Annotated in this window: 29 protein-coding genes and 2 pseudogenes; 7 read left to right on the top strand and 24 right to left on the bottom strand. The window is 42.2% G+C overall.

Annotation, left to right across the window (positions count from 1 at the left end; all coding sequences use genetic code 11):
* The first annotated feature begins 99 nt into the window (after positions 1 to 99).
* Positions 100 to 1,020: a kdo(2)-lipid IV(A) palmitoleoyltransferase gene (lpxP, locus tag ArsFIN_RS21545; protein ID WP_026824150.1), complete on the top strand. Its 921-nt coding sequence runs from the start codon at positions 100 to 102 to the stop codon at positions 1,018 to 1,020.
* A 324-nt stretch (positions 1,021 to 1,344) separates the two neighbouring features.
* Here the strand turns inward: lpxP and ArsFIN_RS26690 are convergent.
* From ArsFIN_RS26690 to istA, 3 genes and pseudogenes are all read right to left on the bottom strand, one after another.
* Positions 1,345 to 1,482 (bottom strand): annotated as a pseudogene (locus ArsFIN_RS26690) (IS91 family transposase); the annotation flags it as partial.
* Between the two features lie 67 nt (positions 1,483 to 1,549).
* A complete protein-coding gene (gene istB / locus ArsFIN_RS21540) occupies positions 1,550 to 2,311 on the bottom strand; it encodes an IS21-like element helper ATPase IstB (protein WP_135677409.1) in 762 nt (253 codons plus the stop codon).
* The gene (istA, locus tag ArsFIN_RS21535; protein ID WP_135677398.1) at positions 2,298 to 3,338 is read right to left on the bottom strand and encodes an IS21 family transposase; all 1,041 of its coding nucleotides are present in this window, start codon (positions 3,336 to 3,338) and stop codon (positions 2,298 to 2,300) included. The genes istB and istA overlap by 14 nt, the downstream gene beginning before the upstream one ends.
* An 86-nt stretch (positions 3,339 to 3,424) precedes the next feature.
* On the opposite strand from istA, the pseudogene ArsFIN_RS21530 reads away from it, so the two are divergent.
* Positions 3,425 to 4,543: pseudogene (locus ArsFIN_RS21530) on the top strand (IS91 family transposase); the annotation flags it as partial.
* A gap of 244 nt (positions 4,544 to 4,787) precedes the next feature.
* Here the strand turns inward: ArsFIN_RS21530 and ArsFIN_RS21525 are convergent.
* The 4 genes from ArsFIN_RS21525 to ArsFIN_RS21510 are packed head-to-tail and all read right to left on the bottom strand — an operon-like array spanning position 4,788 to position 6,268.
* Positions 4,788 to 5,051, bottom strand: a complete 264-nt coding sequence (locus ArsFIN_RS21525) for a type II toxin-antitoxin system RelE family toxin (protein ID WP_211229687.1) — start codon at positions 5,049 to 5,051, stop codon at positions 4,788 to 4,790.
* A complete protein-coding gene (gene relB, locus ArsFIN_RS21520; protein ID WP_026824132.1) occupies positions 5,038 to 5,280 on the bottom strand; it encodes a type II toxin-antitoxin system RelB family antitoxin in 243 nt (80 codons plus the stop codon). Before relB ends, ArsFIN_RS21525 begins: the two co-directional genes overlap by 14 nt.
* 60 nt (positions 5,281 to 5,340) lie before the next feature.
* Positions 5,341 to 5,799, bottom strand: coding sequence for a hypothetical protein (locus ArsFIN_RS21515; protein WP_026824131.1), 459 nt, complete (start codon positions 5,797 to 5,799; stop codon positions 5,341 to 5,343).
* A gap of 1 nt (position 5,800) precedes the next feature.
* Positions 5,801 to 6,268: a recombinase RecT gene (locus tag ArsFIN_RS21510; protein WP_276489436.1), complete on the bottom strand. Its 468-nt coding sequence runs from the start codon at positions 6,266 to 6,268 to the stop codon at positions 5,801 to 5,803.
* Between the two features lie 82 nt (positions 6,269 to 6,350).
* Here ArsFIN_RS21510 and ArsFIN_RS21505 point away from each other — a divergent pair, with 82 nt between their 5' ends.
* The gene (locus ArsFIN_RS21505; RefSeq protein ID WP_135678317.1) at positions 6,351 to 6,809 is read left to right on the top strand and encodes a hypothetical protein; all 459 of its coding nucleotides are present in this window, start codon (positions 6,351 to 6,353) and stop codon (positions 6,807 to 6,809) included.
* A gap of 9 nt (positions 6,810 to 6,818) precedes the next feature.
* Complete coding sequence (locus tag ArsFIN_RS21500; protein ID WP_135678014.1) at positions 6,819 to 8,021, top strand: IS91 family transposase; 1,203 nt, start codon at positions 6,819 to 6,821, stop codon at positions 8,019 to 8,021.
* A 155-nt stretch (positions 8,022 to 8,176) separates the two neighbouring features.
* Here ArsFIN_RS21500 and ArsFIN_RS21495 read toward each other — a convergent pair whose 3' ends face one another.
* Genes ArsFIN_RS21495 through ArsFIN_RS21475 form a run of 5 tightly spaced genes read right to left on the bottom strand, consistent with a single transcriptional unit; the run spans position 8,177 to position 12,416 of the window.
* The gene (locus tag ArsFIN_RS21495) at positions 8,177 to 8,488 is read right to left on the bottom strand and encodes a DUF2184 domain-containing protein (protein ID WP_246067524.1); all 312 of its coding nucleotides are present in this window, start codon (positions 8,486 to 8,488) and stop codon (positions 8,177 to 8,179) included.
* A gap of 3 nt (positions 8,489 to 8,491) precedes the next feature.
* Complete coding sequence (locus ArsFIN_RS21490; RefSeq protein WP_135678487.1) at positions 8,492 to 8,971, bottom strand: structural cement protein Gp24; 480 nt, start codon at positions 8,969 to 8,971, stop codon at positions 8,492 to 8,494.
* Positions 8,971 to 10,155 carry a DUF2213 domain-containing protein gene (locus ArsFIN_RS21485; protein ID WP_135678485.1) on the bottom strand — a complete coding sequence of 395 codons (1,185 nt, stop codon included), beginning with the start codon at positions 10,153 to 10,155 and terminating at the stop codon, positions 8,971 to 8,973. The genes ArsFIN_RS21490 and ArsFIN_RS21485 overlap by 1 nt, the downstream gene beginning before the upstream one ends.
* Positions 10,142 to 11,020, bottom strand: coding sequence for a phage head morphogenesis protein (locus ArsFIN_RS21480; RefSeq protein ID WP_167876732.1), 879 nt, complete (start codon positions 11,018 to 11,020; stop codon positions 10,142 to 10,144). Before ArsFIN_RS21480 ends, ArsFIN_RS21485 begins: the two co-directional genes overlap by 14 nt.
* Positions 10,977 to 12,416 carry an anti-CBASS protein Acb1 family protein gene (locus ArsFIN_RS21475; RefSeq protein ID WP_135678481.1) on the bottom strand — a complete coding sequence of 480 codons (1,440 nt, stop codon included), beginning with the start codon at positions 12,414 to 12,416 and terminating at the stop codon, positions 10,977 to 10,979. The genes ArsFIN_RS21480 and ArsFIN_RS21475 overlap by 44 nt, the downstream gene beginning before the upstream one ends.
* A 15-nt stretch (positions 12,417 to 12,431) precedes the next feature.
* Here ArsFIN_RS21475 and ArsFIN_RS21470 point away from each other — a divergent pair, with 15 nt between their 5' ends.
* Positions 12,432 to 12,713 (top strand): type II toxin-antitoxin system RelE/ParE family toxin, encoded by a 282-nt coding sequence (locus ArsFIN_RS21470; protein ID WP_135678479.1) that lies wholly within the window; start codon positions 12,432 to 12,434, stop codon positions 12,711 to 12,713.
* 7 nt (positions 12,714 to 12,720) lie between these two features.
* Positions 12,721 to 13,002: a HigA family addiction module antitoxin gene (locus ArsFIN_RS21465; RefSeq protein WP_135678477.1), complete on the top strand. Its 282-nt coding sequence runs from the start codon at positions 12,721 to 12,723 to the stop codon at positions 13,000 to 13,002.
* On the opposite strand, the gene ArsFIN_RS28960 is transcribed toward ArsFIN_RS21465, so the two are convergent.
* From ArsFIN_RS28960 to ArsFIN_RS21420, 9 genes are all read right to left on the bottom strand, one after another.
* Complete coding sequence (locus ArsFIN_RS28960; RefSeq protein WP_370520691.1) at positions 12,999 to 13,082, bottom strand: helix-turn-helix domain-containing protein; 84 nt, start codon at positions 13,080 to 13,082, stop codon at positions 12,999 to 13,001. The two genes, ArsFIN_RS21465 and ArsFIN_RS28960, sit on opposite strands and share 4 nt — an antisense overlap.
* The gene (locus ArsFIN_RS21455) at positions 13,064 to 13,669 is read right to left on the bottom strand and encodes a recombinase family protein (RefSeq protein ID WP_135678475.1); all 606 of its coding nucleotides are present in this window, start codon (positions 13,667 to 13,669) and stop codon (positions 13,064 to 13,066) included. The genes ArsFIN_RS28960 and ArsFIN_RS21455 overlap by 19 nt, the downstream gene beginning before the upstream one ends.
* A 127-nt stretch (positions 13,670 to 13,796) precedes the next feature.
* On the bottom strand, positions 13,797 to 15,023 hold the full coding sequence (locus ArsFIN_RS21450; RefSeq protein WP_135678495.1) for a PBSX family phage terminase large subunit: 1,227 nt from the start codon (positions 15,021 to 15,023) through the stop codon (positions 13,797 to 13,799).
* Positions 15,001 to 15,588: a hypothetical protein gene (locus tag ArsFIN_RS21445; RefSeq protein WP_026824067.1), complete on the bottom strand. Its 588-nt coding sequence runs from the start codon at positions 15,586 to 15,588 to the stop codon at positions 15,001 to 15,003. The genes ArsFIN_RS21450 and ArsFIN_RS21445 overlap by 23 nt, the downstream gene beginning before the upstream one ends.
* A gap of 262 nt (positions 15,589 to 15,850) precedes the next feature.
* A complete protein-coding gene (locus ArsFIN_RS21440) occupies positions 15,851 to 16,846 on the bottom strand; it encodes a tyrosine-type recombinase/integrase (RefSeq protein WP_167876733.1) in 996 nt (331 codons plus the stop codon).
* 73 nt (positions 16,847 to 16,919) lie between these two features.
* A complete protein-coding gene (locus ArsFIN_RS21435; protein ID WP_135678499.1) occupies positions 16,920 to 17,333 on the bottom strand; it encodes a hypothetical protein in 414 nt (137 codons plus the stop codon).
* Between the two features lie 34 nt (positions 17,334 to 17,367).
* The gene (locus tag ArsFIN_RS21430) at positions 17,368 to 17,865 is read right to left on the bottom strand and encodes a lysis protein (protein WP_135678501.1); all 498 of its coding nucleotides are present in this window, start codon (positions 17,863 to 17,865) and stop codon (positions 17,368 to 17,370) included.
* Positions 17,793 to 18,275 (bottom strand): lysozyme, encoded by a 483-nt coding sequence (locus ArsFIN_RS21425; RefSeq protein ID WP_135678632.1) that lies wholly within the window; start codon positions 18,273 to 18,275, stop codon positions 17,793 to 17,795. Before ArsFIN_RS21425 ends, ArsFIN_RS21430 begins: the two co-directional genes overlap by 73 nt.
* Entirely contained in the window at positions 18,235 to 18,447 is a 213-nt protein-coding gene (locus ArsFIN_RS21420) for a phage holin family protein (RefSeq protein WP_135678622.1), read from the bottom strand. The genes ArsFIN_RS21425 and ArsFIN_RS21420 overlap by 41 nt, the downstream gene beginning before the upstream one ends.
* Before the next feature lie 165 nt (positions 18,448 to 18,612).
* Between ArsFIN_RS21420 and ArsFIN_RS26685 the strand changes: the two genes are divergently transcribed.
* Complete coding sequence (locus ArsFIN_RS26685) at positions 18,613 to 18,768, top strand: hypothetical protein (RefSeq protein WP_167876735.1); 156 nt, start codon at positions 18,613 to 18,615, stop codon at positions 18,766 to 18,768.
* Here the strand turns inward: ArsFIN_RS26685 and ArsFIN_RS21415 are convergent.
* Genes ArsFIN_RS21415 through ArsFIN_RS21405 form a run of 3 tightly spaced genes read right to left on the bottom strand, consistent with a single transcriptional unit; the run spans position 18,752 to position 20,005 of the window.
* Positions 18,752 to 18,973 carry a hypothetical protein gene (locus tag ArsFIN_RS21415; RefSeq protein WP_135678630.1) on the bottom strand — a complete coding sequence of 74 codons (222 nt, stop codon included), beginning with the start codon at positions 18,971 to 18,973 and terminating at the stop codon, positions 18,752 to 18,754. The genes ArsFIN_RS26685 and ArsFIN_RS21415 overlap by 17 nt on opposite strands.
* 28 nt (positions 18,974 to 19,001) lie before the next feature.
* Positions 19,002 to 19,259: a hypothetical protein gene (locus tag ArsFIN_RS21410; RefSeq protein WP_135678628.1), complete on the bottom strand. Its 258-nt coding sequence runs from the start codon at positions 19,257 to 19,259 to the stop codon at positions 19,002 to 19,004.
* A 17-nt stretch (positions 19,260 to 19,276) separates the two neighbouring features.
* Positions 19,277 to 20,005, bottom strand: coding sequence for an ATP-binding protein (locus ArsFIN_RS21405; protein WP_246067538.1), 729 nt, complete (start codon positions 20,003 to 20,005; stop codon positions 19,277 to 19,279).
* Positions 20,006 to 20,080 lie beyond the last annotated feature (75 nt).

Genomic DNA, 20,080 nt, shown 5'->3' with positions numbered 1-20,080 from the left:
GGGGAGCTTGAAGCAGAGCTTTTTTAATCGTCTAACAATAGAGTAAATCGCTTATGAATATGATATATTAGGGTGAAAAAACATGAACATGGATAGTAAGTGCATAAAAAAGAAAAGTTATCACTATTTTTACTTCACCCTCGTTACTGGTTAACGTGGTTTGGATTATCAGTCCTTTTTCTATTAGTACAACTACCTTATCCATTACTTGTACGGCTGGGTTCAACGATTGGTAGTTTATCTGGATTCTTCTTAAATCGCAGAAAAGCAATAGCGCGCAGAAATATAGAATTATGCTTTCCTCTTATTTCATTAAATAAAAGAGAAGAACTTATTAAAGATGTTTTTTCTTCGTTAGGAATAGCATTACTTGAGACTGGAATAGCATGGTTCTGGCCTGACAGACGCGTAAGAAAACTATTTACTGTGCATGGAATAACTCACTTACAGAAGGTAACAACAGAGAAGCGCGGCGTCATGGTTATTGGTATACATTTCATGTCGCTAGAACTTGGCGGCAGAATTACAGGATTATGCCAACCGATGATGGCTATGTATCGACCGCACAACAACAAGGTGATGGAATGGGTACAAACCAAGGGACGAATGCGTTCAAATAAGGCAATGATTAATAGAAAAAATTTAAGGGAGATGGTAAAAGCACTAAAAAGTGGGGAATGTGTCTGGTTTGCACCAGACCAAGATTATGGCCCTAAAGGTAGTGTCTTTGCACCTTTCTTTTCTGTTAAAAACGCAGCGACAACAAACGGGACATTTGTATTATCAAAGTTAGCGGAACCAGCTATGTTAACAATAGTACTGATACGCAATAAGGATAAGGATGGATATCGTTTGATAATAGGTGAAGAATTAACTAATTATCCGAAAGATGATAAAGTGGCCGCCGCAGCCTATATGAATAAAGTGGTGGAAAAAGAAATATTACGAGCACCAGAACAGTATCTTTGGTTACACCGTAGATTTAAAACCCGCCCTCAAGGTGAAGATTCCATTTATTGAAAAACAACATCTGAATTAAATTGTAGTAGCTCAAACTAGATCTGACAGTTACCGGTTATTTATACAGTATCTGTCAGGCCAAATTTGATTTAAATCTTTTTCTCTCCAAATTTGTTTTCCATCGTGTAAAGTTGCCATGGGTGTTCGACCGCAACACATTTTTCCTTGATGGTTAGGAATCTCAATCAATACAGTAAGGCATTAATGGAGGTGTTTTGAACTTAATATTTCTATTAAATTCTGACAGTTTTCTCGTTGATTAACCATGAGAACAGTAATTCGGTTAAATTATCATCTAAAAGCCTAATAATAGGCACACTGCTCCTAGGCTGCGGTTTGTAACCATCGTTTTTTGACCATTTTATCCCGCCTTTCTGACAGTAAAGTGACGGCGTGTATTCCTTTTTCCGCACTCATAAACCGCAATCGGTTTCCACATAAAATACATTGGTACGGGTCAGTGTCAACGATCACCGAAAACTGATCCACTTTTTATCTAAATCCGATCAATCAAAATTGATCCACTGTTTTACTCAGTTATTGCTCCTGAGCGCCGCTTATCTTTCAATCGGTAGCTTTCACCGCTTAATTGCAGTACATGCGAATGATGAAGTAAACGATCAAGCATAGCGGCAGTTAATGTTGCGTCATCAGCAAAAGCACTTGGCCATTGCCCAAATGATAGGTTACTCGTCAATATGACACTGCCATGCTCATAACGCTTGGCAATCACATTGAAAAACAGGTTTGCTTCTTCTCGCCCAAACGGTAGGTATCCAATCTCATCGATAATCAACAACTTCGGGGCCATCACCGAACGTGATAGATATTGTTTGAGCTTATTTTGTCGTTTGGCAGTTGAGAGTTGCAACATCAGTTCAGCTGCCGTGGTAAAGCGGGTTTTCTTCTTGGCCTGTACTGCTTTTAATCCTAACCCAATAGCTAAATGCGTTTTGCCTACACCGCTTGGGCCAAGCAACACGACATTTTCATTACGTTCAATAAACGTTAATGCGCTTAATTCCTGTATGTGTTGTTTGGGGATCCCCGTTGCAAACTTAAAATCGAACGTATTAAGTTCTTTATGTGCTGGGAATCCTGCCATCCGACTCAAAAGATTACGAGTTCGTTCATCTCGTTGTTGTTGCTCACATTTTAACAGGGACAGTAAAAACTCTCCGTAGCTTTTGTCTTGGGCAATGCATTTTTCGGCAAGTGATGACCAATGAGTCGGAATAGAATTTAATTTCAATGACTCACACAGGTGTTCAATTTGTTCATGCAATAACATGTTCACCTCCCAGTAATGCTTCGTATACGCTGATTGAGTGTTGCAAACTGACAGATTCAAGGGGCGGTACGATAGGGATATTAAGCGTATTAGTCTGTGGGATAGATTGGCAAACCCTTGCTGGTAAGGGTAGAAGAGACTTAACTTCCTTAGCTAATCTATCTGCTGGCTTCTCTAACGTTGTTCCATGAATTCGCTGATGGGCAACGCGTTGTAACCATGGACCCACTTTTGCATTAGCTATTTCAATATCCAGTTCAAGATTATGAGCACGAAGGTCGGTGTTTAATGGCACGATAAAGCTGTTTTTTAAATAGTGGTTAAAGCGCTCTACTTTCCCTTTCGTTTTTGCCCTGTAGGGCTTGCAAGCCTTCAATTTAAACCCGTAATCTTTCGACATTTGAAGCATTTCGACATGTAATTTATGATCACCTTCTGCATAAGCATCCCGTTCGATGATGAGGGATTTTGCGTTATCACACAATACTTCCTGTGGTACACCACCAAAGTAGTCGAAAGCTTCTCTTAAACCTTGCTGCCACGATTCTGCTCGTTCATTATCAAAGAACTTTACATAACTCGCACGCGAATAGCCTAGCGTTGCAACAAACGCTTTCAGCGATTTTTTACCTCGCCGGATGCTGGTGAAGTCGATTTGCATTTGTTGACCTGGCTGTGTTTCAAAACGGACGACTACTTCGGGAACAATGCTTGGTTTAAATTGACAAACAAATCGGCGTAATTGAGCAATACCACCTTGATAGCCGTTTTCAACTACCTTATCAAATAAGACTGTTGCAGGGATCCAATCAGGTTTAGCCAGTTCAATTCGCTGAAGCAAATAAGGTTTAAAGGGGGATAATTTAGTCGGTTGTTGACTTCTTTTAGCATAAGTTGGCATTGTCTGTTGTTGTAAATGATGTTTTACGGTGTTACGGGATATACCCAACTCACTGGCAATTTTTCGAAGGCTTTGTCCTTGTGCAAAGCGAACATGAATATCCACAAATATCTCCTTGGTTAACATAAATTATCCGTACAAAAATGTGCGAATAATACCAAGTGGATCAGTTTTAGATGATCGTTAGTGGATCAGTTTTGCATGATCGGTGACAATGGCAACTACTCTCTGTCGAAAAGATGCTCGCCTGCAGCACCTGCGCTATGGGCGTTCGCCGTTATTGCTGTTCTTCACCTGAATGCTCTCATTCACGCTTCTTTTGTCAAACCTGTAAATCCAAAGCCTGCAGTGCGTGTGGCCTCAAAGGCACCGAACAGTGGATTGCCCAGCAGCGCCATATTTTGCCGGATTGCGAATGGCAACATATTACCCTCACTATGCCTCACCTACTTTGGCCTTTTTTTAACAATAACTGGTACTTGCTCAACCAACTCTTTCGCTGTGCAACCCGCGCCATACTCAAACACGCCAAGCGCCAAGGCCTCGAAATTGGCATTTTTTGTGCGCTGCATACTTACGGTCGCCAACTCAATCAACATCCGCATATTCATTTATCCGTCACGCGTGGGGGACTCACTCAATATGACACCTGGAAACCGATTTTCTTTAAAAAGAAAGACGTTGAAAAGGTCTGGCGCAGTGCGGTCATTCGACTCCTTAGGGATAACTATTTTCAGTTACAACCCAATAAATTGCCTGGCTTCGGGCACATTCGCAATTATCAGACCTGGTGCCGTTACCTTAATGCCCAGTTTCAACGTTATTGGAAAGTACATTTTGCCAAAAAGACACGCGGGGCCTGGCATAATGTGAAATATCTGGGCCGTTATCTTAAACGTCCCCCTATCTCCGCTTCTCAATTGAAACACTACAGCGGCGGCACCGTGGTTCATCATTACTATGACCACCACAGCCAACAATACAGACGACAGACCTTATCCCAAGAAGAAATGATACGGCGTTATGTCAGTCATATCCCTGCGCGACATTTTAAGATGATCCGTTATTACGGTTTTTTAGCCAATCGCAAACGCGGGTGCTTATTACCGAAGGTGTATGAGGCGTTAGACATGATATCTCCTAATGTGCCTGAAAAACCTGGGTTTGGGGCCCTTATCAAAGGTTTTTTAAATACTGACCCGTACCAATGTATTTTATGTGGAAACCGATTGCGGTTTATGAGTGCGGAAAAAGGAATACACGCCGTCACTTTACTGTCAGAAAGGCGGGATAAAATGGTCAAAAAACGATGGTTACAAACCGCAGCCTAGGAGCAGTGTGCCTATTATTAGGCTTTTAGATGATAATTTAACCGAATTACTGTTCTCATGGTTAATCAACGAGAAAACTGTCAGAATTTAATAGAAATATTGAGTTCAAAACACCTCCATTAATGCCTTACTGTATTGATTGAGATTCCTAACCATCAAGTTGCTCATTTCAGAATCAGTTAAACCCGTAAATTTCATCACCGATTGCGTATCCATCCCTGTCATTAGCGTTTGTTTTGCAATCTCAACGATAAATATCTTTTCTGTGACCAATATCTATTATTAGAATAATTAATTCTTTATCTTGAATATTTACCACAATTCGATAATTCCCGACCCGATAACGCCATAAACCTTTTTTTTCTCCATTTAAAGATTTTCCATAAATTCTTGGGTTTTTGGTGTTAATTAGGTTTTTATTTATCCAAGATAAAATAAATAATTGGTCTGATTTACTGATTCCTTTTAAAGTTTTTACAATATTTTTATGATATTTAACTGTGTACATCATCAAGACCTAAATCAGAGATTAGCTCATCATGATTAATAACATCATCATCAGTCATTTCTTTCATAATTTTATTTGCGCGCTGATAAAGCTTGATATCAATTTCATTTTCAATACGTTCAAGCGCTGACTGTCTTAACAGATTTGAAACAGAAATACCGTTAAAATCTGCAAAATCTTTCAGCAATTCTTTATCTTGTTTGGATATTCTAATGGTTAAATTTTCCATTTACTCACCTATAATGCAAGTGCATTGCAAATACATTATAGGTTAGTGATAACATTTAAGTCAATGACTGGGACTAAATCGGTATTGTTTTCTCTTTTCAAGTACCACGCCCATCTCTTTAGCTTTCCTCTCGGCCTCAAAAAATCCGTGGACGATTTCACCGTCTGGAAATCGCCAAGCGTCGCCTGTGCCGTTGGCCAGCCTTGCGATCCACACTTCGCTATCTTTTTTGGCTGGAATTAACCGCTTTTTGCTAACTTTAATTTTCTCTCTGAGTTGTATTTTTTCGTCCTCAGACAACTCGGCGGACAATACTGTACAATACTCAACGATTTCAGCAAGGTTTTTTTCGTCGGTGGCATCGTCGAGGGCAATTAATGCGGCTTCCAGTTTTGGATGGGTTGCTGGTTGTGTTTCTGTTGGTGCTTCTATCACCGTTTCTGCTTTTTGACGCTGTTTTTCGTTTCGTTCGCGCAGAACATCCCTCAGTGATAGCCGTTTAAACGAAGCAGGAGCCATTCTAAGCGGTTTTTCTGTTGAATTTACATCCTTCGTATACCTCAAGCATCAAAAATAGCTCAGAAGCGCAAGGAAGCCGTCTAGCGAGGCGATGAATCACTGTCTTGAGTGCCATTCTATCAAACCACTTCACCCACGGACTTGAGTCGTATTTTGCGCTTTGTACCGTATCCCGTATTTTTTCCACGTCAGCACGACTCATCACTTCGACAACGAGTTCACCACTATTAAGTTTGGCGAAGGCATAGACTTTCACTATCTCATCACCGTCAACAAACGACGGACGATGCGTTAAATGCTCGCCATTTTCGTCAATCACATATTCAAACTCGTCTTGAGCATAAACCACTTTTGCAATGATATTAGCTACCTGACCGGATTGACGGGCACGTTTGATAACACCGTCCACCATCGGCATATAGACGGCTTTTTGTTTGCGAACGTAGCACGCTACGCGTGAGCGGCGCAGCGGTGCTGCTTCGGGGATGTTAATGAGTTGAGTACTGTTTTATACTCTGCAGTAGGTTAATTTTTTTCAGGGATTCATCTCGATGGCTCGCAATAAATCTCCCAGAAAGCGTAAACCGGTTAAATCAGGCAGGCTGCCCGTCACTTCACGTGCCACAACGCCTGTTTATCTGAAACGTTTTATGATCTCTCTCCCACCCGAAAATGATGATGACAGACCGCCTGAATTTTTTTATGACACCCTAAAAGAAGCCATACGCCACTGCGTCCGACTCGGCCCCCAATTTTTTCTCGACACGCAGTATTACCCGCCGCTAGTCACGATTATCAGGAGTTTTGAACAACGCCAAGACCAAGCCGATGACGCTGGATACGACTACACTGAGGGGGGAATAACTGAAAGTCTGCCTGCCGATGAATTCATCACCTATACGGAGCTGGGAATAATCCCTGTTTCCTTTGAACCCTGGGATAAACACACCGATAACTGGGCTGACGAATCTGACAATTTCTGTTTCTTTGGCAAGATGCCCATAAGGTAATTGAGTCAGATGTATATCCCTCGTCCTGCTAAACTACTTTTCACCATTGATGACGGTTGGAATAAATTCCTCGAAAAATACGGCGATAGCGTTAGTTCGTGGACGAGTTTATCTGTGGAGCGCATGCTTGCCTGCGGCACTTGTGCCATGGGTGTCCGGCGCTATTGTTGCGCTTCGTCTGATTGTTCTCACAGCCGTTTTTTCTGCCAAAGCTGTAAGTCAAAAGCCTGCAGTTCATGTGGCTTTAAAGCCACCGAGCAGTGGTTAGCACAGCAGGTTCATATTTTACCCGACTGCGACTGGCAACACATTACTTTCACCATGCCACATCTCCTTTGGCCTTTTTTTAACAATAACTGGCCGCTACTTAATGCTCTGTTTCGGGCAGCCACTCGAGCTATGCTGCAGTTGGCTCGCAAACAGGGTATCGAAATTGGTATTTTCTGTGCCTTGCATACTTATGGCCGGCAACTCAATCAACATCCGCATGTTCATGTTTCCGTCACTCGAGGGGGTTTGGATAGTAAACATAGTGTATGGCGAAAGCTGTTTTTCAAAAAAAAGGATGTCGAAGAAATCTGGCGAGGGGCTGTTATCCGACTACTGCGTCACAGTTATGATTTAATTAACCCTGGCCTTCTTCCCGGTCTTGGCCATATCCGTGACAAAAAACATTGGCGGCGTTACTTGAGGGCGCAGTACGGACGTTATTGGAAAGTGCACTTTGCTAAAAAAACGAAAGGGGCATGGCATAGTGTTAAGTACCTCGGTCGCTACCTTAAACGCCCACCGGTATCTGCGTCAAAACTGCGGCATTACCGAGGGGGTGCCGTTGTTCATCACTACCATGACCACCGAACTGGCCAGCATCGGCAGCAGACTCTGCCGCAGGAAGAGATGATTAGACGCTATATAAGCCATATTCCGGCCAGGCATTTTAAAATGGTGCGTTACTCTGGTTTTTTGTCGAATCGTAAACGAGGAAAACTATTGCCGAAAGTGTATAAGGCACTTGAGATGACGGCACGTAAAAAACCGGAGAACCCAGGTTTTTCTGTGCTGATGAAAGGATTTCTGCGTACCGATCCGTACAAATGTATTCTGTGTGGCGACAGGCTGCTTTTCACCGGGGCGCAAATGGGTAAAAAAGCAACGGAATTGTTGTCAGAAAGACTGCATAACCTGGAGAAAAAGCGATGGTTACGCAGCTAAACGCAGGATCAATGTGTCTAAAATAAGGAAATCAGGTTAGAAATTACACTCTCTGAGGAAATGTTAACTGGCACTAAACACAATAAATCGATCCCCATCTCCTTTTTGCAATAAGGGATGGCTTTTGCTACTCACTTTAAAAGCGATTCAATTTCCTAACCATCAAGCTCCTGTTGTGTCCATACAACGGCTTTTGCCCACTGGCAAACAGGCGCTTTGTACATCTCAATGGTGCTATCAATCGTCACCAGCGAGTTGGTTTTGTTGCCGATAATGCCGTCTTTGACAGAGCCCAACACCTCGGTAATACCGTATTCTACGTATTCATCGGCAAAATCCAGTCCTTCGTTGATTGGGATTGCCTCCCCGATATTGATTTCAGGTAACTGTTTTTCCTGTAGCTGCGTGTCACGTTCGGTTAACGCTCCTTGCAACACCGTTTCAAAATAGGCTTCTTCAATTGCCATCGGTTATTCTCCTACCTTTTGTATGAAGCCAAGCGTTATTGCCACGCACTGACTGCCTGAACTGACATTCTCAACCCAATACCCCAAATCAATATTGCCTGTTGCCGTTTTGGAAACTTTGCCAACATCGTCACCTTTTGCGACCACATAAACTTTATCGCCCCGTTTAAAGGTTTCATCTTTTGCCGTTGCTGCCCCAACGCAATCACCGTGGGAAAAATGCCCTATATTGACTTGCTTGTTGTGTGGTGCTTTCTCGCTGTAAATATCCCTCACCACGATACCGTGGATAACATCGGTGGCAGCAGAAATCGGCTTAACACCACCGTCAGGGTTCACCGCCACAAACACGCCGTAGGGTAGGTCAGTCGTGGTGTTGTTTTCTTCGCCCCACACTTTGTCATTGGAGCTTGAGGCGCGATAGATTGTGCCCGCGCGCAAGGTTCCTTTATCGGAATCCCAATTTGTGAATCCAAATGCCATTAGCGACCTCCTAGGCGTTGTGATGCGGATTTAGTGGGTTTTCTATCGCCAAGATTTAATCGTGGCTTATTCTGTTCACGCTGACGATTGATGAGATAGTCATACTTACCGTTAATCGCAGAATCGCCGAGTTTTCTGGCTTCCTGTTGTGTCACCAAACCTTTCGCAATAATCACATTTTCCTTGATTTGCCGTGCGGTTCGGGCATGTCCAATTGCCACATCCCCAAACGTTGACTTCGCTTCGGCTTCCGTTTCGGCTAGCTCTTTTTCAGCTTTCAGTCGGGCGTTTTCTTCCTCCAGTGCTTTGAGTTTTTCCGTCAGTTCTTCAAGCTGCTTTTTCAGCGTCTCAATCAGCGATTTATCATCGGTAACCTCTGTATTTTCAGGCACGGAGGTGATTTCACTGGCTGCATCGCCTTGCTTAACCTCACTGGTAGGTGACGGCGTCACATTCAGACTTTGGGCTTTTCCGATTAATCCCGTTAATATCTCGCCAATTTCTTTGGTGGCTTCATCGGCGGATTCGGTGAGCAACTGAATGTAATCACTCATCTGAATCAATAGAGTATCAAGGGTATCGGGTGTTTCGCCCTCATCCCCCAACGTATGCTGACCCTTAACGGCAGCGAGTTTTGCTTTCATAGACACAGCGCTATCTCCTAGTTTGACATCATGTCCAGAGCGTCCCTCGTCAACAATTGCGACGTGGTCACCTCTGATATGGGTTTTCTTGAAATCAATCCCCGTTGTGCCAGTCGGTTCAATAAACGACTTGTAACCACAACTGAGTTCTTTGATTTGGTAATTTTTAATGGCAGCAATCGCCTCAGCGTCATAAAGGAAAACATCGGCTGAAAGATAATCGCCGTCTTGTTTCACATTCTGCACATGCCCAATAGCGGTTTCCTTCCAGTTATCACTGGTCACCTCGTTATTGGGTGCATGGAAAAAGGTAAGCGGTTTTCCCTCAAACGAGGCGATGGTTTCAGCGTCAAAAAGGTCTTCGGGTAATACCTCAACCTTGTAGCGTTGGGTGGGGAGCAAATTAGGAACATGACTGGAGAGTTCTTTGCCTTCAAATTCCTGTATCCCCACTTTGGCAATTTTGCTCGGGATGCGATAACCCGTTTCCAATTGCTGTGCGCCCTTAATATCAATAGGCAATCGGTTATTGCCGTTCATCGTTCAATCCTTCTATGCTTTGTAAAATTACTTTGCTAACGCAGCGACAGTTAAAATCTTGCGAAGGGTGAAGTTCCACGCCCCCAATCCGTTTTCGTTTTTCCCACTGCTTGGTTTTTTCGTTGAAATACACGCTTGGGTCATCAAATCGGCAAATGCGATTATTCATCGCTGCATGAGAGGGACGGGTTCCGCCGTTTTTTCGCTTATCCATCACCGCTGACCAGCGATATAACTTAATGCCCAATTTTTGCATTCTGAGATTGGTTAAATCACCCATTGCTTTGCGGCTTTGGTCAATCGCAATCCGCATACCTCGGTTTTGCTGAATATTCAACGCTGCCGTGATTTCCTTTCCGGCGTCGCGCAACGTTTTGTTGCCGCCTATCATCGATTGCACAATTTTTTGTATATGGCTTAATGACTCGGTATGCAATCCTTTAATCAACTGGACGTTTTCGCCAATCATGCCGTTAAAGAAATCCTGCGTTTGTTTGCTGTCCAACACCGCTGCGGGGTTAATTGCAATCACAGACTCAAATTCACGGCTTAACCGTTTTTTGTTATCCGCATTAGTAATGTTGGCAAAATTACGCGCGACCCGTGTTGCAAATGCGCTGATGTCAATCGTTAAAAAACGGTCAACAATGCGGTTAAAGGTTTGGAAGCGTTTTTGGATAGAATTGGGGCTGGCATCGCCAAGATTTTTTTGTTGATTTTCTCTGGCAATTTCTTGCTTAACCACGAGCTTAAAAAGTGAAATAAGATGTTTAACTGAGGCGGCATAATAGACTTCTGCGCGCTTACTCGGATTAATCGGCTTACACTCCCTCCCCGTTAATTTTCCCTTGGGTGGTAAATTCACGGTCATCCTCCTCACTGAGTAGGTTTGCCATCATCGTCACTTCCGGTACGTTTTTCACGTCAACCAGTTCACGACGGTTTAACTCATTGAGCGCGTCTTGTGGCTCAATCACGCCGTGTTCCAGCAACAACATTAATGCCGTGGTCACGGTATTCAGATTAGTGGCAGACTCGGCTTTGTTTTCCGTTTTGATTTGGACAAATTCAAAGGCGACTTCCGTTTCGCTAATGCCATGCTTGGCACAAATGAATTTGTCGAAGAAGTTAATAATCGGGCGCAAACGGGATTCTTGAATTTCGAAAATGGTGTCGTAGTAAGATTGCAAATCTTCCTGTCCGGTGGAAAATCCGGCTGCCCCATCGCCAAACAAAATCGTTTTCGGTCTGTCCATCGCAATCGCCAATCGGTCTTGCGCTTTTGTCCAGATGTCTGAAACATTTGCCAGCGACAACTCTTTTTGCTCATACTGGCTGTCTGCATCCAGCATCAACACGTTGTGTCTTTTCTTGGCTTGCAATACCAATTGCAGCCAGTCGATAATTTCTTTGCCTCTTCCGTTGGTGATCCCCGTGTTCAAATCTTTCAGCAAGAAAATATCGGATTTCATCTCACGCAACATGCCAAGCACTTCATCGTTGACGTAAAGATAACCGAGTAAATCAGAGATAAACGCCAAAATATCGCTTTTACCATCATTGGCTTTTTCATTCGCTCTAACGGTGCTATTGGTAATTTGATTAACGACCGTCAAACAACAACGGGAGTGATGAACAAGTATTTTCTCGGCGCTTTCTAACTCAAACAACAATGGCTTGTTAAAGTACGGACTAAAAATGTTGGTAGCGATTTTGCGAATGCGATACTCGCCTTGCCGGACGACCAAAAAGCCTTTTAACTGTTCGTTGTTCACATTGAGCGGCTTTTCCAGATTTTCTTCGTCGGTCACCGCGATTAACAGACTACCGCCGTAGAGCGAAGCCAGTTTTAACGCCAGTTCTGCGTGCTTTTTGATGTTAAGGCGCTTTTCTTCGCCCGTGAACACATCATTCAGTTGTTCGGTTCGTGCTTCATCATCGCCCGTAAAACGCACGGTACGCCAGTGCTTGATACAGTCGCCTGACGTTTTGTTGATATATTTCCGCACAATTGACACACGCTCATAGAGCCACGCCAAGCCTTTGTCGGTTTCAAAATAGCCCGCACCTGTTATGCCAAGTGCAGCAAAACTAGAGGGTAATGTCGTCGTGGACGCCCCTATCGCATTCACCTCACGCATCAAGTTATCCAATCCGCCATCGGCGAGTTTTTGGGGTGATTTTTTTCGTTTAAGAGAAAGGAACATACAACCTCTTATATTGATTTTTTTATCACCATTTTGTATAGTGTATATATACATTTTACAAGGTGATGTATGATTAAGAATTTTCGTCACAAAGGGATTGAGCGATTTTTTAAAACAGGTGTAACTTCAGGGATTCAAGCTAAACATGCTGTAAAGTTACGAGTGCAATTAACCGCCTTAAACGTCGCAAAAAAACCTTCTGATATGTCAGCCCCAAGCTGGAAGTTGCATCCATTAAAAGGAGAATCGCTAAAAGGTCACTGGGCAATATCTGTTAATGGAAATTGGAGATTAACGTTTAAATTTGAAGGTGAGGACGTGATCCTTGTTGATTATCAAGACTATCATTGAGGTAATTATGACTAGAATGTATAACCCTTCTCATCCAGGAATCGTTTTACGTGAATATTTAAGCCACGTTTCAGTGACTGAGGCAGCAAAAGCATTAGGTGTTACTAGAGTCTCTCTTTCTCGTATATTGAATGGTAATTCAGGTATTTCTGCTGATATGGCTTTAAGACTAGAAAGCGCAATTGGTACAAGTGCTGAAATGTGGATCGAAATGCAAACTCAATATGAACTTTGGCAAGCATCTCAGAAACCACGACCTGAAGTTCATAGGCTACTACCTCAATCCTAGCCAGTCCGCAAATACCGATAAATGGTTTCGCGTGATGCGCCAAATTCTTTTGCTAGGGGTTCTACGCCGGAACCCCATATTTTGCCGTAGCAAATTCCGCATCCCTTATTCGCATGATCGTTTGTCTGGTTGTATTAAAGATTTTTGCAAGAGAACTGATGCTTTGACCGTTTTTTAAATGCAATATCACTTCTTCTCTTTGTTTGTCGTCCAGTGATCGAGGTCTGCCGAGCTTTTTACCCTGTGCTTTTGCTCTGACTATTCCTGCCTGAGTGCGCTCAATTAGCAAATCCCGTTCAAATTCAGCAACAGCAGAAATCACCTGCATTGTCATTTTTCCGGCTGGGCTGGTGAGATCGACGCCACCTAATGCAAGACAGTGAACTTTAACACCTAAGGAGGCTAGGTTTTCAACGGTTTTGCGAATATCCATGGCATTTCGCCCGAGTCGGTCTAATTTGGTTACCACAAGAACGTCTTCTGCTTCTAATCTGTCTGTTAATCTGACAAATCCATTTCTTTCATTAGCAGCCACCGAACCGCTAACATTCTCTTCGACAATTCGATGCGGTTTAATGTTAAATCCGGCTGCTTCAATTTCTCGGCGTTGATTTTCGGTGGTCTGTTCTAAGGTGGATACTCGGCAGTAGGCAAAAACCCGTGACATATTTATTTCTCCTGTACGAAATAGATGTACTTATTATACAGGATGTACGAAATTAATTTAACCTATTTTTGTACAGGCGTTTTGTAGGATGTACGAAAACGAACGTTTTTGTACTTCCAGTAATACACTATAGCGTATCCAGAAAAGAGACTGAGCCTTTGATATACCCGTCCAAAGAATAACGCACTGCGTCCCAACAGTGATTGTGAGCATCAACAATGACAGGCAGAACATCACCCGTATTACGGTCAATTTTGTACGAATATAGCCGCGCTTCTTCAATTGTGTGTTTGCAACGCGGGTGAATAATGATTTTTTTGAAGCCTCGTAGGTGCGCGATGCCGTCTTCTACGCTACCATTCCATTTAGATGCCGGAGCAATATTAAAGCCCTGTCGTTTTAAGTAGCTGATAGTCTCTGGTCTGCTGTTGTCTGCTTTAATTGGCCAACGTCTTGTTTCCGGTATCGCTTGATAGAATTGAGGTAGTGCGTCCAATTCCACGCCAACCTTGTAGGCTTCGTATTCAACGTACAGACAGTCACCAAGGATGAAACTACGTATCAGGGTGCTAGGGTCATTCGAAAATCCAAAATCGGCTCCAAACAACAATCGGTCTGCTTTTTTCCAGAGATCATCATCAAACTCAACAACATCATATTTGCCGTTCAATACTTGCTTATTGGAATTTTCCAAATAAGCCCCTTCCCAAATCCACGCATAGGTATTGGCATCAAGCCGGATCCGGTCGTTTTTCCGGTCTTCCTCCAAAACATTAGGAAACCACGGATTGTCATTGTAGTTAAGATCAACCGAAATACAGTTACTTGGTTTTTTCTGTCTGAAGCGAACATCGGTTGCGCTCCCTTTTCGCTCAGGATTCCACGTCACCCAAATTTCAGAAGCATCTTCTCGTACCGTGGGGATTAATTTTTGCCATGCGTACTCCGGTACGTTTTCAGCCTCATCTATCCAGCAAAAAAGAATCGATGATTTTGATTTAAGGCTATCCAAGTTATGCCTTAATCCACAGAAAACAAAAGAAACCCGTTTGTCTTTCGTTCGTATATACCTTTCACCAATATCAAAAAAGGCATTAAGCCAACTGACGCTTTGTATTGCCTGTTTTACTTCCTGCATACTGGAGTCTTCAAGGGAGTTCATGAATTCACGGGCGCAAAGTATCACGCCTTTTTTACCCACCCTTGCGGCATTGAAAGCCTTAACCGCCAACATCAACGCAAAGGTACGTGTTTTGCCACTTCCTCGCCCACCGTAAGCACAGCGATAACGGGCACTTCCGTTAAACACTGTGGTTAACTTAGGCGGAATATCAATTGCCATTTCTTTCGTCATTGTTAAAACTTCCTGCGTTAACATGGATAATAGATGGGAAAATATCTTCCGATTCATTGAAATCTGATGATTGCTTAATTTCGAGCAATAGCGTGTTGGGAACGGGAATACCTTCAATCTCCAAAAATTGCGCTGCTTCCAGTGAAGTCATTTCACCCGCTTTTTTGCGCTCAAGTATCGATCTTAAATATTCTTTTCGTTGCTGCTTTTCTTCGTCAAAGAAGACTTCGTTAATCCCCATTTTTTTGTAAACGGCAATATCATTGTGACTGGGTAATACTTCTTCTATCGTTGTCGTTTCGCCGTCAGGGGTTTTCTTAATGATTTTGCGTGTGCGCATTTTGGTATTTTGCCTTGCCGTTTCCGCGATCTCTTTTTTCAAAATGTCCGCGGCATGATGAAAGGCATGATCAAACTCGTAATAATCCTTTCGCCAGTTTCGGATTGTTTTTTCGTTAACGTGCAGCCACTTTGCAATGAAGTTATTTGACACTTTGCCTTTCACCAAAGACAGGTTGATCACGTCATCAATATACGCTTTTTGATATTTCGCTTTCCCTGACATGACAACCTCTTATTAACATTTGTGCAACATTCGTGAAATTAGCCGTTTTGAGTTCGGACTTATTCTTCGGAACTATGCGTAAGAAATCCCTCTTAATAATTTGTAATTATTAGTTTTTTTGATTTTCAAAAATTCGGAAGTATGACTTCGGAATTATGCGTTTTTGGCTATTCTGTGATTTATACGACTGAATACTTCATGATTATTGAGTTTGATCGCTTTCCACCTGTTTTGGATTGTGATTAAAAAATAAACGCAAATGTTAAATTTCTATGTCCAAAACTGACCGACAAAAACGTCCATAAGTATCATGCGTGATTTTGATACTTCGATGACCCAACATTTTCGATACGACATTTATTCCGTAGCCTCTTTGGATTAATGAAATCGCAGCAAAATGCCGTAAGTTATGAAATGTACCAATCTCATATTCCAATAACCGTTTTTTGATAATCCCACTTCTTCCGTACGTTAATGACAAACGAGATTGACGTTCTGACATCAACAATGGAATAGGCTTTCCTCTCTTTTCTTTATCCAAAAATTGCATTAAATCTTTTGGCAGCGGTAAAATCCTTTGCAAATCCGCTTTCATCCCCAAATTTACAACGCCATATCGTGTTAAGTGCTTTGAGATGTGAATTCTCTGTTCACGAATATCGCTATAGTCCAATGCCAAGATTTCACTTATCCGTAAGCCCAATTTTGATGCCAAAATAAAAGTTATCTTTTCACGAACAGGCGATTGCTTGATCATCTCTTCTACATTGCAAAATGCCGGAATAAAAATCGGCTTTTCCACTTTCTTTTTCAGTTTTGGTATTGGACTCACGCCAATATTTCGCATTGCTTTTAACAACAAATAAGCCGAATGCAGATGTTTAAGCGTATTCTCAGGTAAGCCATTAAATTCACTCGGACGAATATTCAACGCCAATTTTGCTTGCAACGTTTCGTCAATCGAAAACAATGCATGTTTAATCGTATCAAGGGAACTTTGGCGCAAATGCCCCGTTTCACATTGTGAGACTTTTTTACCCACATAAAACTGAATCAACTTGCGAAGATGCCAATCTCGGCATCGCTCTTTTTCTTTTGCTGTCATCTCACCAAATCGCTCAGATTCACTCAAAAAAAGAAAACGGCAAGCTGCATCCAACGTTTTGAAACTTTTATGAAATCGCCCTGCTGCATTTTCATAATGCACACGAAAACCCTCGCTACCGTGGCGAGTTTTGGGTAATTTGATTGAACTCATATTGAGATTATCTGGTGTGGAATGCGTTAGCATCCTACTCGATATGAAGGATGCCGTTTTATTGCGTATTTCGCTAATCCACCCATTCTCCTATCTCATATCCAGAAAAACTCAAAGTAGTAGATCCTGCATGAATATATAATTTCTCTTTTACACCATCAGCATAAATATTAGGTTCTATTTGCCATTCAACATTAACGTCTTCATTTTTAAGATTCTCCATAAAACCAAAATAGCGACTATTATTTTGACTAAAAACCACATTACCAGAAGCATTTTTTAGTACAATCCGATACTTATTACCGACTATAAGAGGAAGCGCTTTTATGATAACAGCCGTATGTTCACTTAGGGTCAAAATACCATTCTCCAGTTTAGGAGAAATCTTGCCCATATGGGACATATAAGGTTGAAGATGGTATTCTTCGAGGCTTTTATTGGTCGAAAAATCGTATACTTCTGTTATTCTATAAGGGTACAAAGACATATTTATTACTCCTGACATATTGTTGATTATCGAATCAATGAAATTGACACTGAGTTTTGATGTACTGCTGTAGATATTCTGTCTGCTTCTCATTCTCCACTATCATTTCTCGGAAACGGAAATAATCCTGTCGAGCTGATGCGTTAAGTTGTGGGGTGGCTTCATCATATCGGCTCTGGGCGGTAACGGTTTTGGATGTATGACACACGGCATTGACGCGCAACCGCTTGTTGCCAGCACGCACAGCATCATGCAGCTTAGCAATTTCAGCTTTGGCATTATTCACTTCCTCGGTGTGTTGAATATCGAGTTGGTGCAAGGAATCTATCTTCTGTTGTTGCAATTTCAACGCTTCAATTTGCTCGTGATATTGCTGTTTTAGCGTGTGGTAGTTTTGCTTGACTGTTTGGTAACGTGCGTTGATGAAAATCAGTGAAATAATTAACCCCGCAATAATCACTACGACAAATGCGTAAGGTCGCCATAATATATTACGCTCTCTATTTCTCGACGGGTCATTAACCCTTTCCATTTTCTACCATCAACATAAACCCATCGCTTCATTTCATCACAAGCGCCTTGTGGGTCTCCTGCATTGAGCTTTTTGAGTAACGTGGATTTGGCAAAATTGCCCACACCCACGTTGTAAGCAAATGAGTAAAGGGCTGCCTGAGTCAGTGTATTGATATTGACCTTAACCAGCGGGTCAACATAGCGTTTAACCGCCCTTAAATCGTCATCAAGCCACTTATCGCAGTCTTTTTGCGTGTACGTCCGATTACGCTCAATATCGTTACCTGTATGTCCATAGCAAACAGAAAGAATACCACCACCATCGAAATAGGGCTTAAACCTCAATCCCTCAAAATGCGTTATCATGCTTGATGCCAGCAATAACGCACTACCGCCCGTTGCCATCAATATTTTTTTCGGTATCTTCATAGTGATGTTCCTTGAGTTCAAATTCCTTTTTGCGGTAATACCAATTAACAAAAAATGTCCCTATCGTGCAGACAATACCCACTACAGCTACCCACTCTTCGAGCGTGAGAATGCCAATAGCGGTTGTCGCCCCAGCCCATAGATACGACAAGGGGCTGGAATACTTTTCCATCATGTGATTTCTTCCGGTGAGGTTTTTGAGGTAGTGAGGCGTGAATTTTTGTTTGAAAACGCCTGTCTTTTCACCACGTCAGGCTCGGTGGTATCCTTATCACTCTTCAACTTATAAGGAATTTTTTATGTCTAAACTGTATTTTATCCATACGACGCTCGTGCTTTGGCTGTTGAATATTTAAAACGCAACGATAAAGAACTTACGCCGGAAGAATACATTAGTGAGATTTTGAAGTTGGAGGAAACTTATAAAATCCGTCTTGAAACAATGAGTGATAATTCTTGTAACTTCCTCGATACGGTTAAGAAGGAAAAATAGAGGTCATGCCTTCGACGATCGCCTCGGCGGTCGTTTTTGCTGCTTCGATGACCTCCGCTTTTTCACACCGTTCTTTGACCAAATGCGTCACCACCTCAAAAATAGCTGGTTCCACTTTTTCCAAGCAGTACTTGGCAATTTCCTTGTCTATTTGCCTGTCGCCAATAGTGACCAGTTTCTCAGTTGAATTATCCTTGTTTTCCATAATTTGACCTCTTGATTTAATTAAGCGTTTAACTGTCATCACCCATCAAAGATAGCTTCGCTTTCACAAGCGGACTGGGATCCCAAGGAAAACTCAGTTTATCTGATGTGAAGAAATGATTTGCACGCTCTAATATCCGATCTACCTCTGATAGCCGCTTAGTCAAGGCGGCTTTTTCTCGTTTTAAATTATTGTAATGCGCTAAGGCAGTTTTTTGCGTAGCCAGCCAATCCTCAAGCTCTTCACTGCTTAAGTTCGGATTGAAAAAGTATGGCGCTTTATTCATTTTTGACCTCGTATTTGTTATTGAATTTTCCGGCGGTAGCTTGACCAGTTGAAATTAACTACGGTAGGTTTGCCCATCCTTAAGCGATCGACGATTCGCTCCCCCAATACCTCGGTTAATTGTTGTTGCGGTAAATTGGTCAAAATTCCGGTTGGTTTTTTGCTTGATGTTCTACGATCGATAATTTGGAAAATGACTAGTCCTTCATTGAGATTGTTTCTCTGAACGCCAACATCATCAAATACGAGCAAATCAACACCGCACAAATCATCGATTAATTGTGATTCGGTATATTTAGGGGCGCTCTCGTAAGTTTTTCTCAATCTCATCATCAGCTCAGGAAAAGTGACAATTAAAATACTCAGTCCGTCTTGAATTAAGTGATTACCTATTGCTGCTGCCAGATGATTTTTGCCTGTGCCAGAATGACCGCTAAAAACAAATCCACCAAAATATTTTCCAAAATTGTCAGCATAGTTTTTTGCTTTGAATTTCGCTTGTCTTTGTTCCGTCGTCAAAGCCTCAAAGTTGTCAAAAGTACAATGCTGATAAAGTTCAGAAATACCGGAGTTACCCATGATATTATTCAGCCTTCTGACTCGATTTTCTTCGGAGATTCGGTTTGAGTCCAATTTAGCTTGTTCACGATGCCACGCTAACAACTCGTCAACGGTATTAAATTTCGGTTTAATGTGCTTTGGCATCAGTTTGAGAAATCGGGTTAATACTCCATTTGCTGTATTCAAAATTCCTCCTGCGTAAGCAGATTAGCAAAACTTCGTGTATCGCTTCATAATCGACGATAAATTTTTAGCTGTAAG

The sequence above is a fragment of the Arsenophonus nasoniae genome (assembly GCF_004768525.1).
Lineage (GTDB): Bacteria > Pseudomonadota > Gammaproteobacteria > Enterobacterales > Enterobacteriaceae > Arsenophonus > Arsenophonus nasoniae.
This window is presented reverse-complemented; position numbering and strand designations above follow the sequence as displayed.

Coding starts and splice junctions, on each gene's coding strand:
- ArsFIN_RS21425 (WP_135678632.1), bottom strand. CDS start 18,275: ATGAAGATACCGAAAAAAATATTGATGGCAACGGGCGGTAGTGCGTTA.
- ArsFIN_RS21485 (WP_135678485.1), bottom strand. CDS start 10,155: ATGAACGGCAATAACCGATTGCCTATTGATATTAAGGGCGCACAGCAA.
- ArsFIN_RS21450 (WP_135678495.1), bottom strand. CDS start 15,023: ATGACGAAAGAAATGGCAATTGATATTCCGCCTAAGTTAACCACAGTG.
- ArsFIN_RS21475 (WP_135678481.1), bottom strand. CDS start 12,416: ATGTATATATACACTATACAAAATGGTGATAAAAAAATCAATATAAGA.
- ArsFIN_RS21445 (WP_026824067.1), bottom strand. CDS start 15,588: ATGTCAGGGAAAGCGAAATATCAAAAAGCGTATATTGATGACGTGATC.
- istB (WP_135677409.1), bottom strand. CDS start 2,311: ATGTTATTGCATGAACAAATTGAACACCTGTGTGAGTCATTGAAATTA.
- ArsFIN_RS21410 (WP_135678628.1), bottom strand. CDS start 19,259: ATGAATAAAGCGCCATACTTTTTCAATCCGAACTTAAGCAGTGAAGAG.
- ArsFIN_RS21500 (WP_135678014.1), top strand. CDS start 6,819: ATGTATATCCCTCGTCCTGCTAAACTACTTTTCACCATTGATGACGGT.
- istA (WP_135677398.1), bottom strand. CDS start 3,338: ATGTTAACCAAGGAGATATTTGTGGATATTCATGTTCGCTTTGCACAA.
- ArsFIN_RS21415 (WP_135678630.1), bottom strand. CDS start 18,973: ATGGAAAACAAGGATAATTCAACTGAGAAACTGGTCACTATTGGCGAC.
- ArsFIN_RS21505 (WP_135678317.1), top strand. CDS start 6,351: ATGGCTCGCAATAAATCTCCCAGAAAGCGTAAACCGGTTAAATCAGGC.
- ArsFIN_RS21525 (WP_211229687.1), bottom strand. CDS start 5,051: ATGTACACAGTTAAATATCATAAAAATATTGTAAAAACTTTAAAAGGA.
- ArsFIN_RS21465 (WP_135678477.1), top strand. CDS start 12,721: ATGACTAGAATGTATAACCCTTCTCATCCAGGAATCGTTTTACGTGAA.
- ArsFIN_RS21470 (WP_135678479.1), top strand. CDS start 12,432: ATGATTAAGAATTTTCGTCACAAAGGGATTGAGCGATTTTTTAAAACA.
- ArsFIN_RS21435 (WP_135678499.1), bottom strand. CDS start 17,333: ATGTCTTTGTACCCTTATAGAATAACAGAAGTATACGATTTTTCGACC.
- ArsFIN_RS21495 (WP_246067524.1), bottom strand. CDS start 8,488: ATGGCAATTGAAGAAGCCTATTTTGAAACGGTGTTGCAAGGAGCGTTA.
- relB (WP_026824132.1), bottom strand. CDS start 5,280: ATGGAAAATTTAACCATTAGAATATCCAAACAAGATAAAGAATTGCTG.
- ArsFIN_RS21430 (WP_135678501.1), bottom strand. CDS start 17,865: ATGGAAAGGGTTAATGACCCGTCGAGAAATAGAGAGCGTAATATATTA.
- ArsFIN_RS21420 (WP_135678622.1), bottom strand. CDS start 18,447: ATGGAAAAGTATTCCAGCCCCTTGTCGTATCTATGGGCTGGGGCGACA.
- ArsFIN_RS21455 (WP_135678475.1), bottom strand. CDS start 13,669: ATGTCACGGGTTTTTGCCTACTGCCGAGTATCCACCTTAGAACAGACC.
- ArsFIN_RS21440 (WP_167876733.1), bottom strand. CDS start 16,846: ATGAGTTCAATCAAATTACCCAAAACTCGCCACGGTAGCGAGGGTTTT.
- ArsFIN_RS21515 (WP_026824131.1), bottom strand. CDS start 5,799: ATGGCTCCTGCTTCGTTTAAACGGCTATCACTGAGGGATGTTCTGCGC.
- ArsFIN_RS21490 (WP_135678487.1), bottom strand. CDS start 8,971: ATGGCATTTGGATTCACAAATTGGGATTCCGATAAAGGAACCTTGCGC.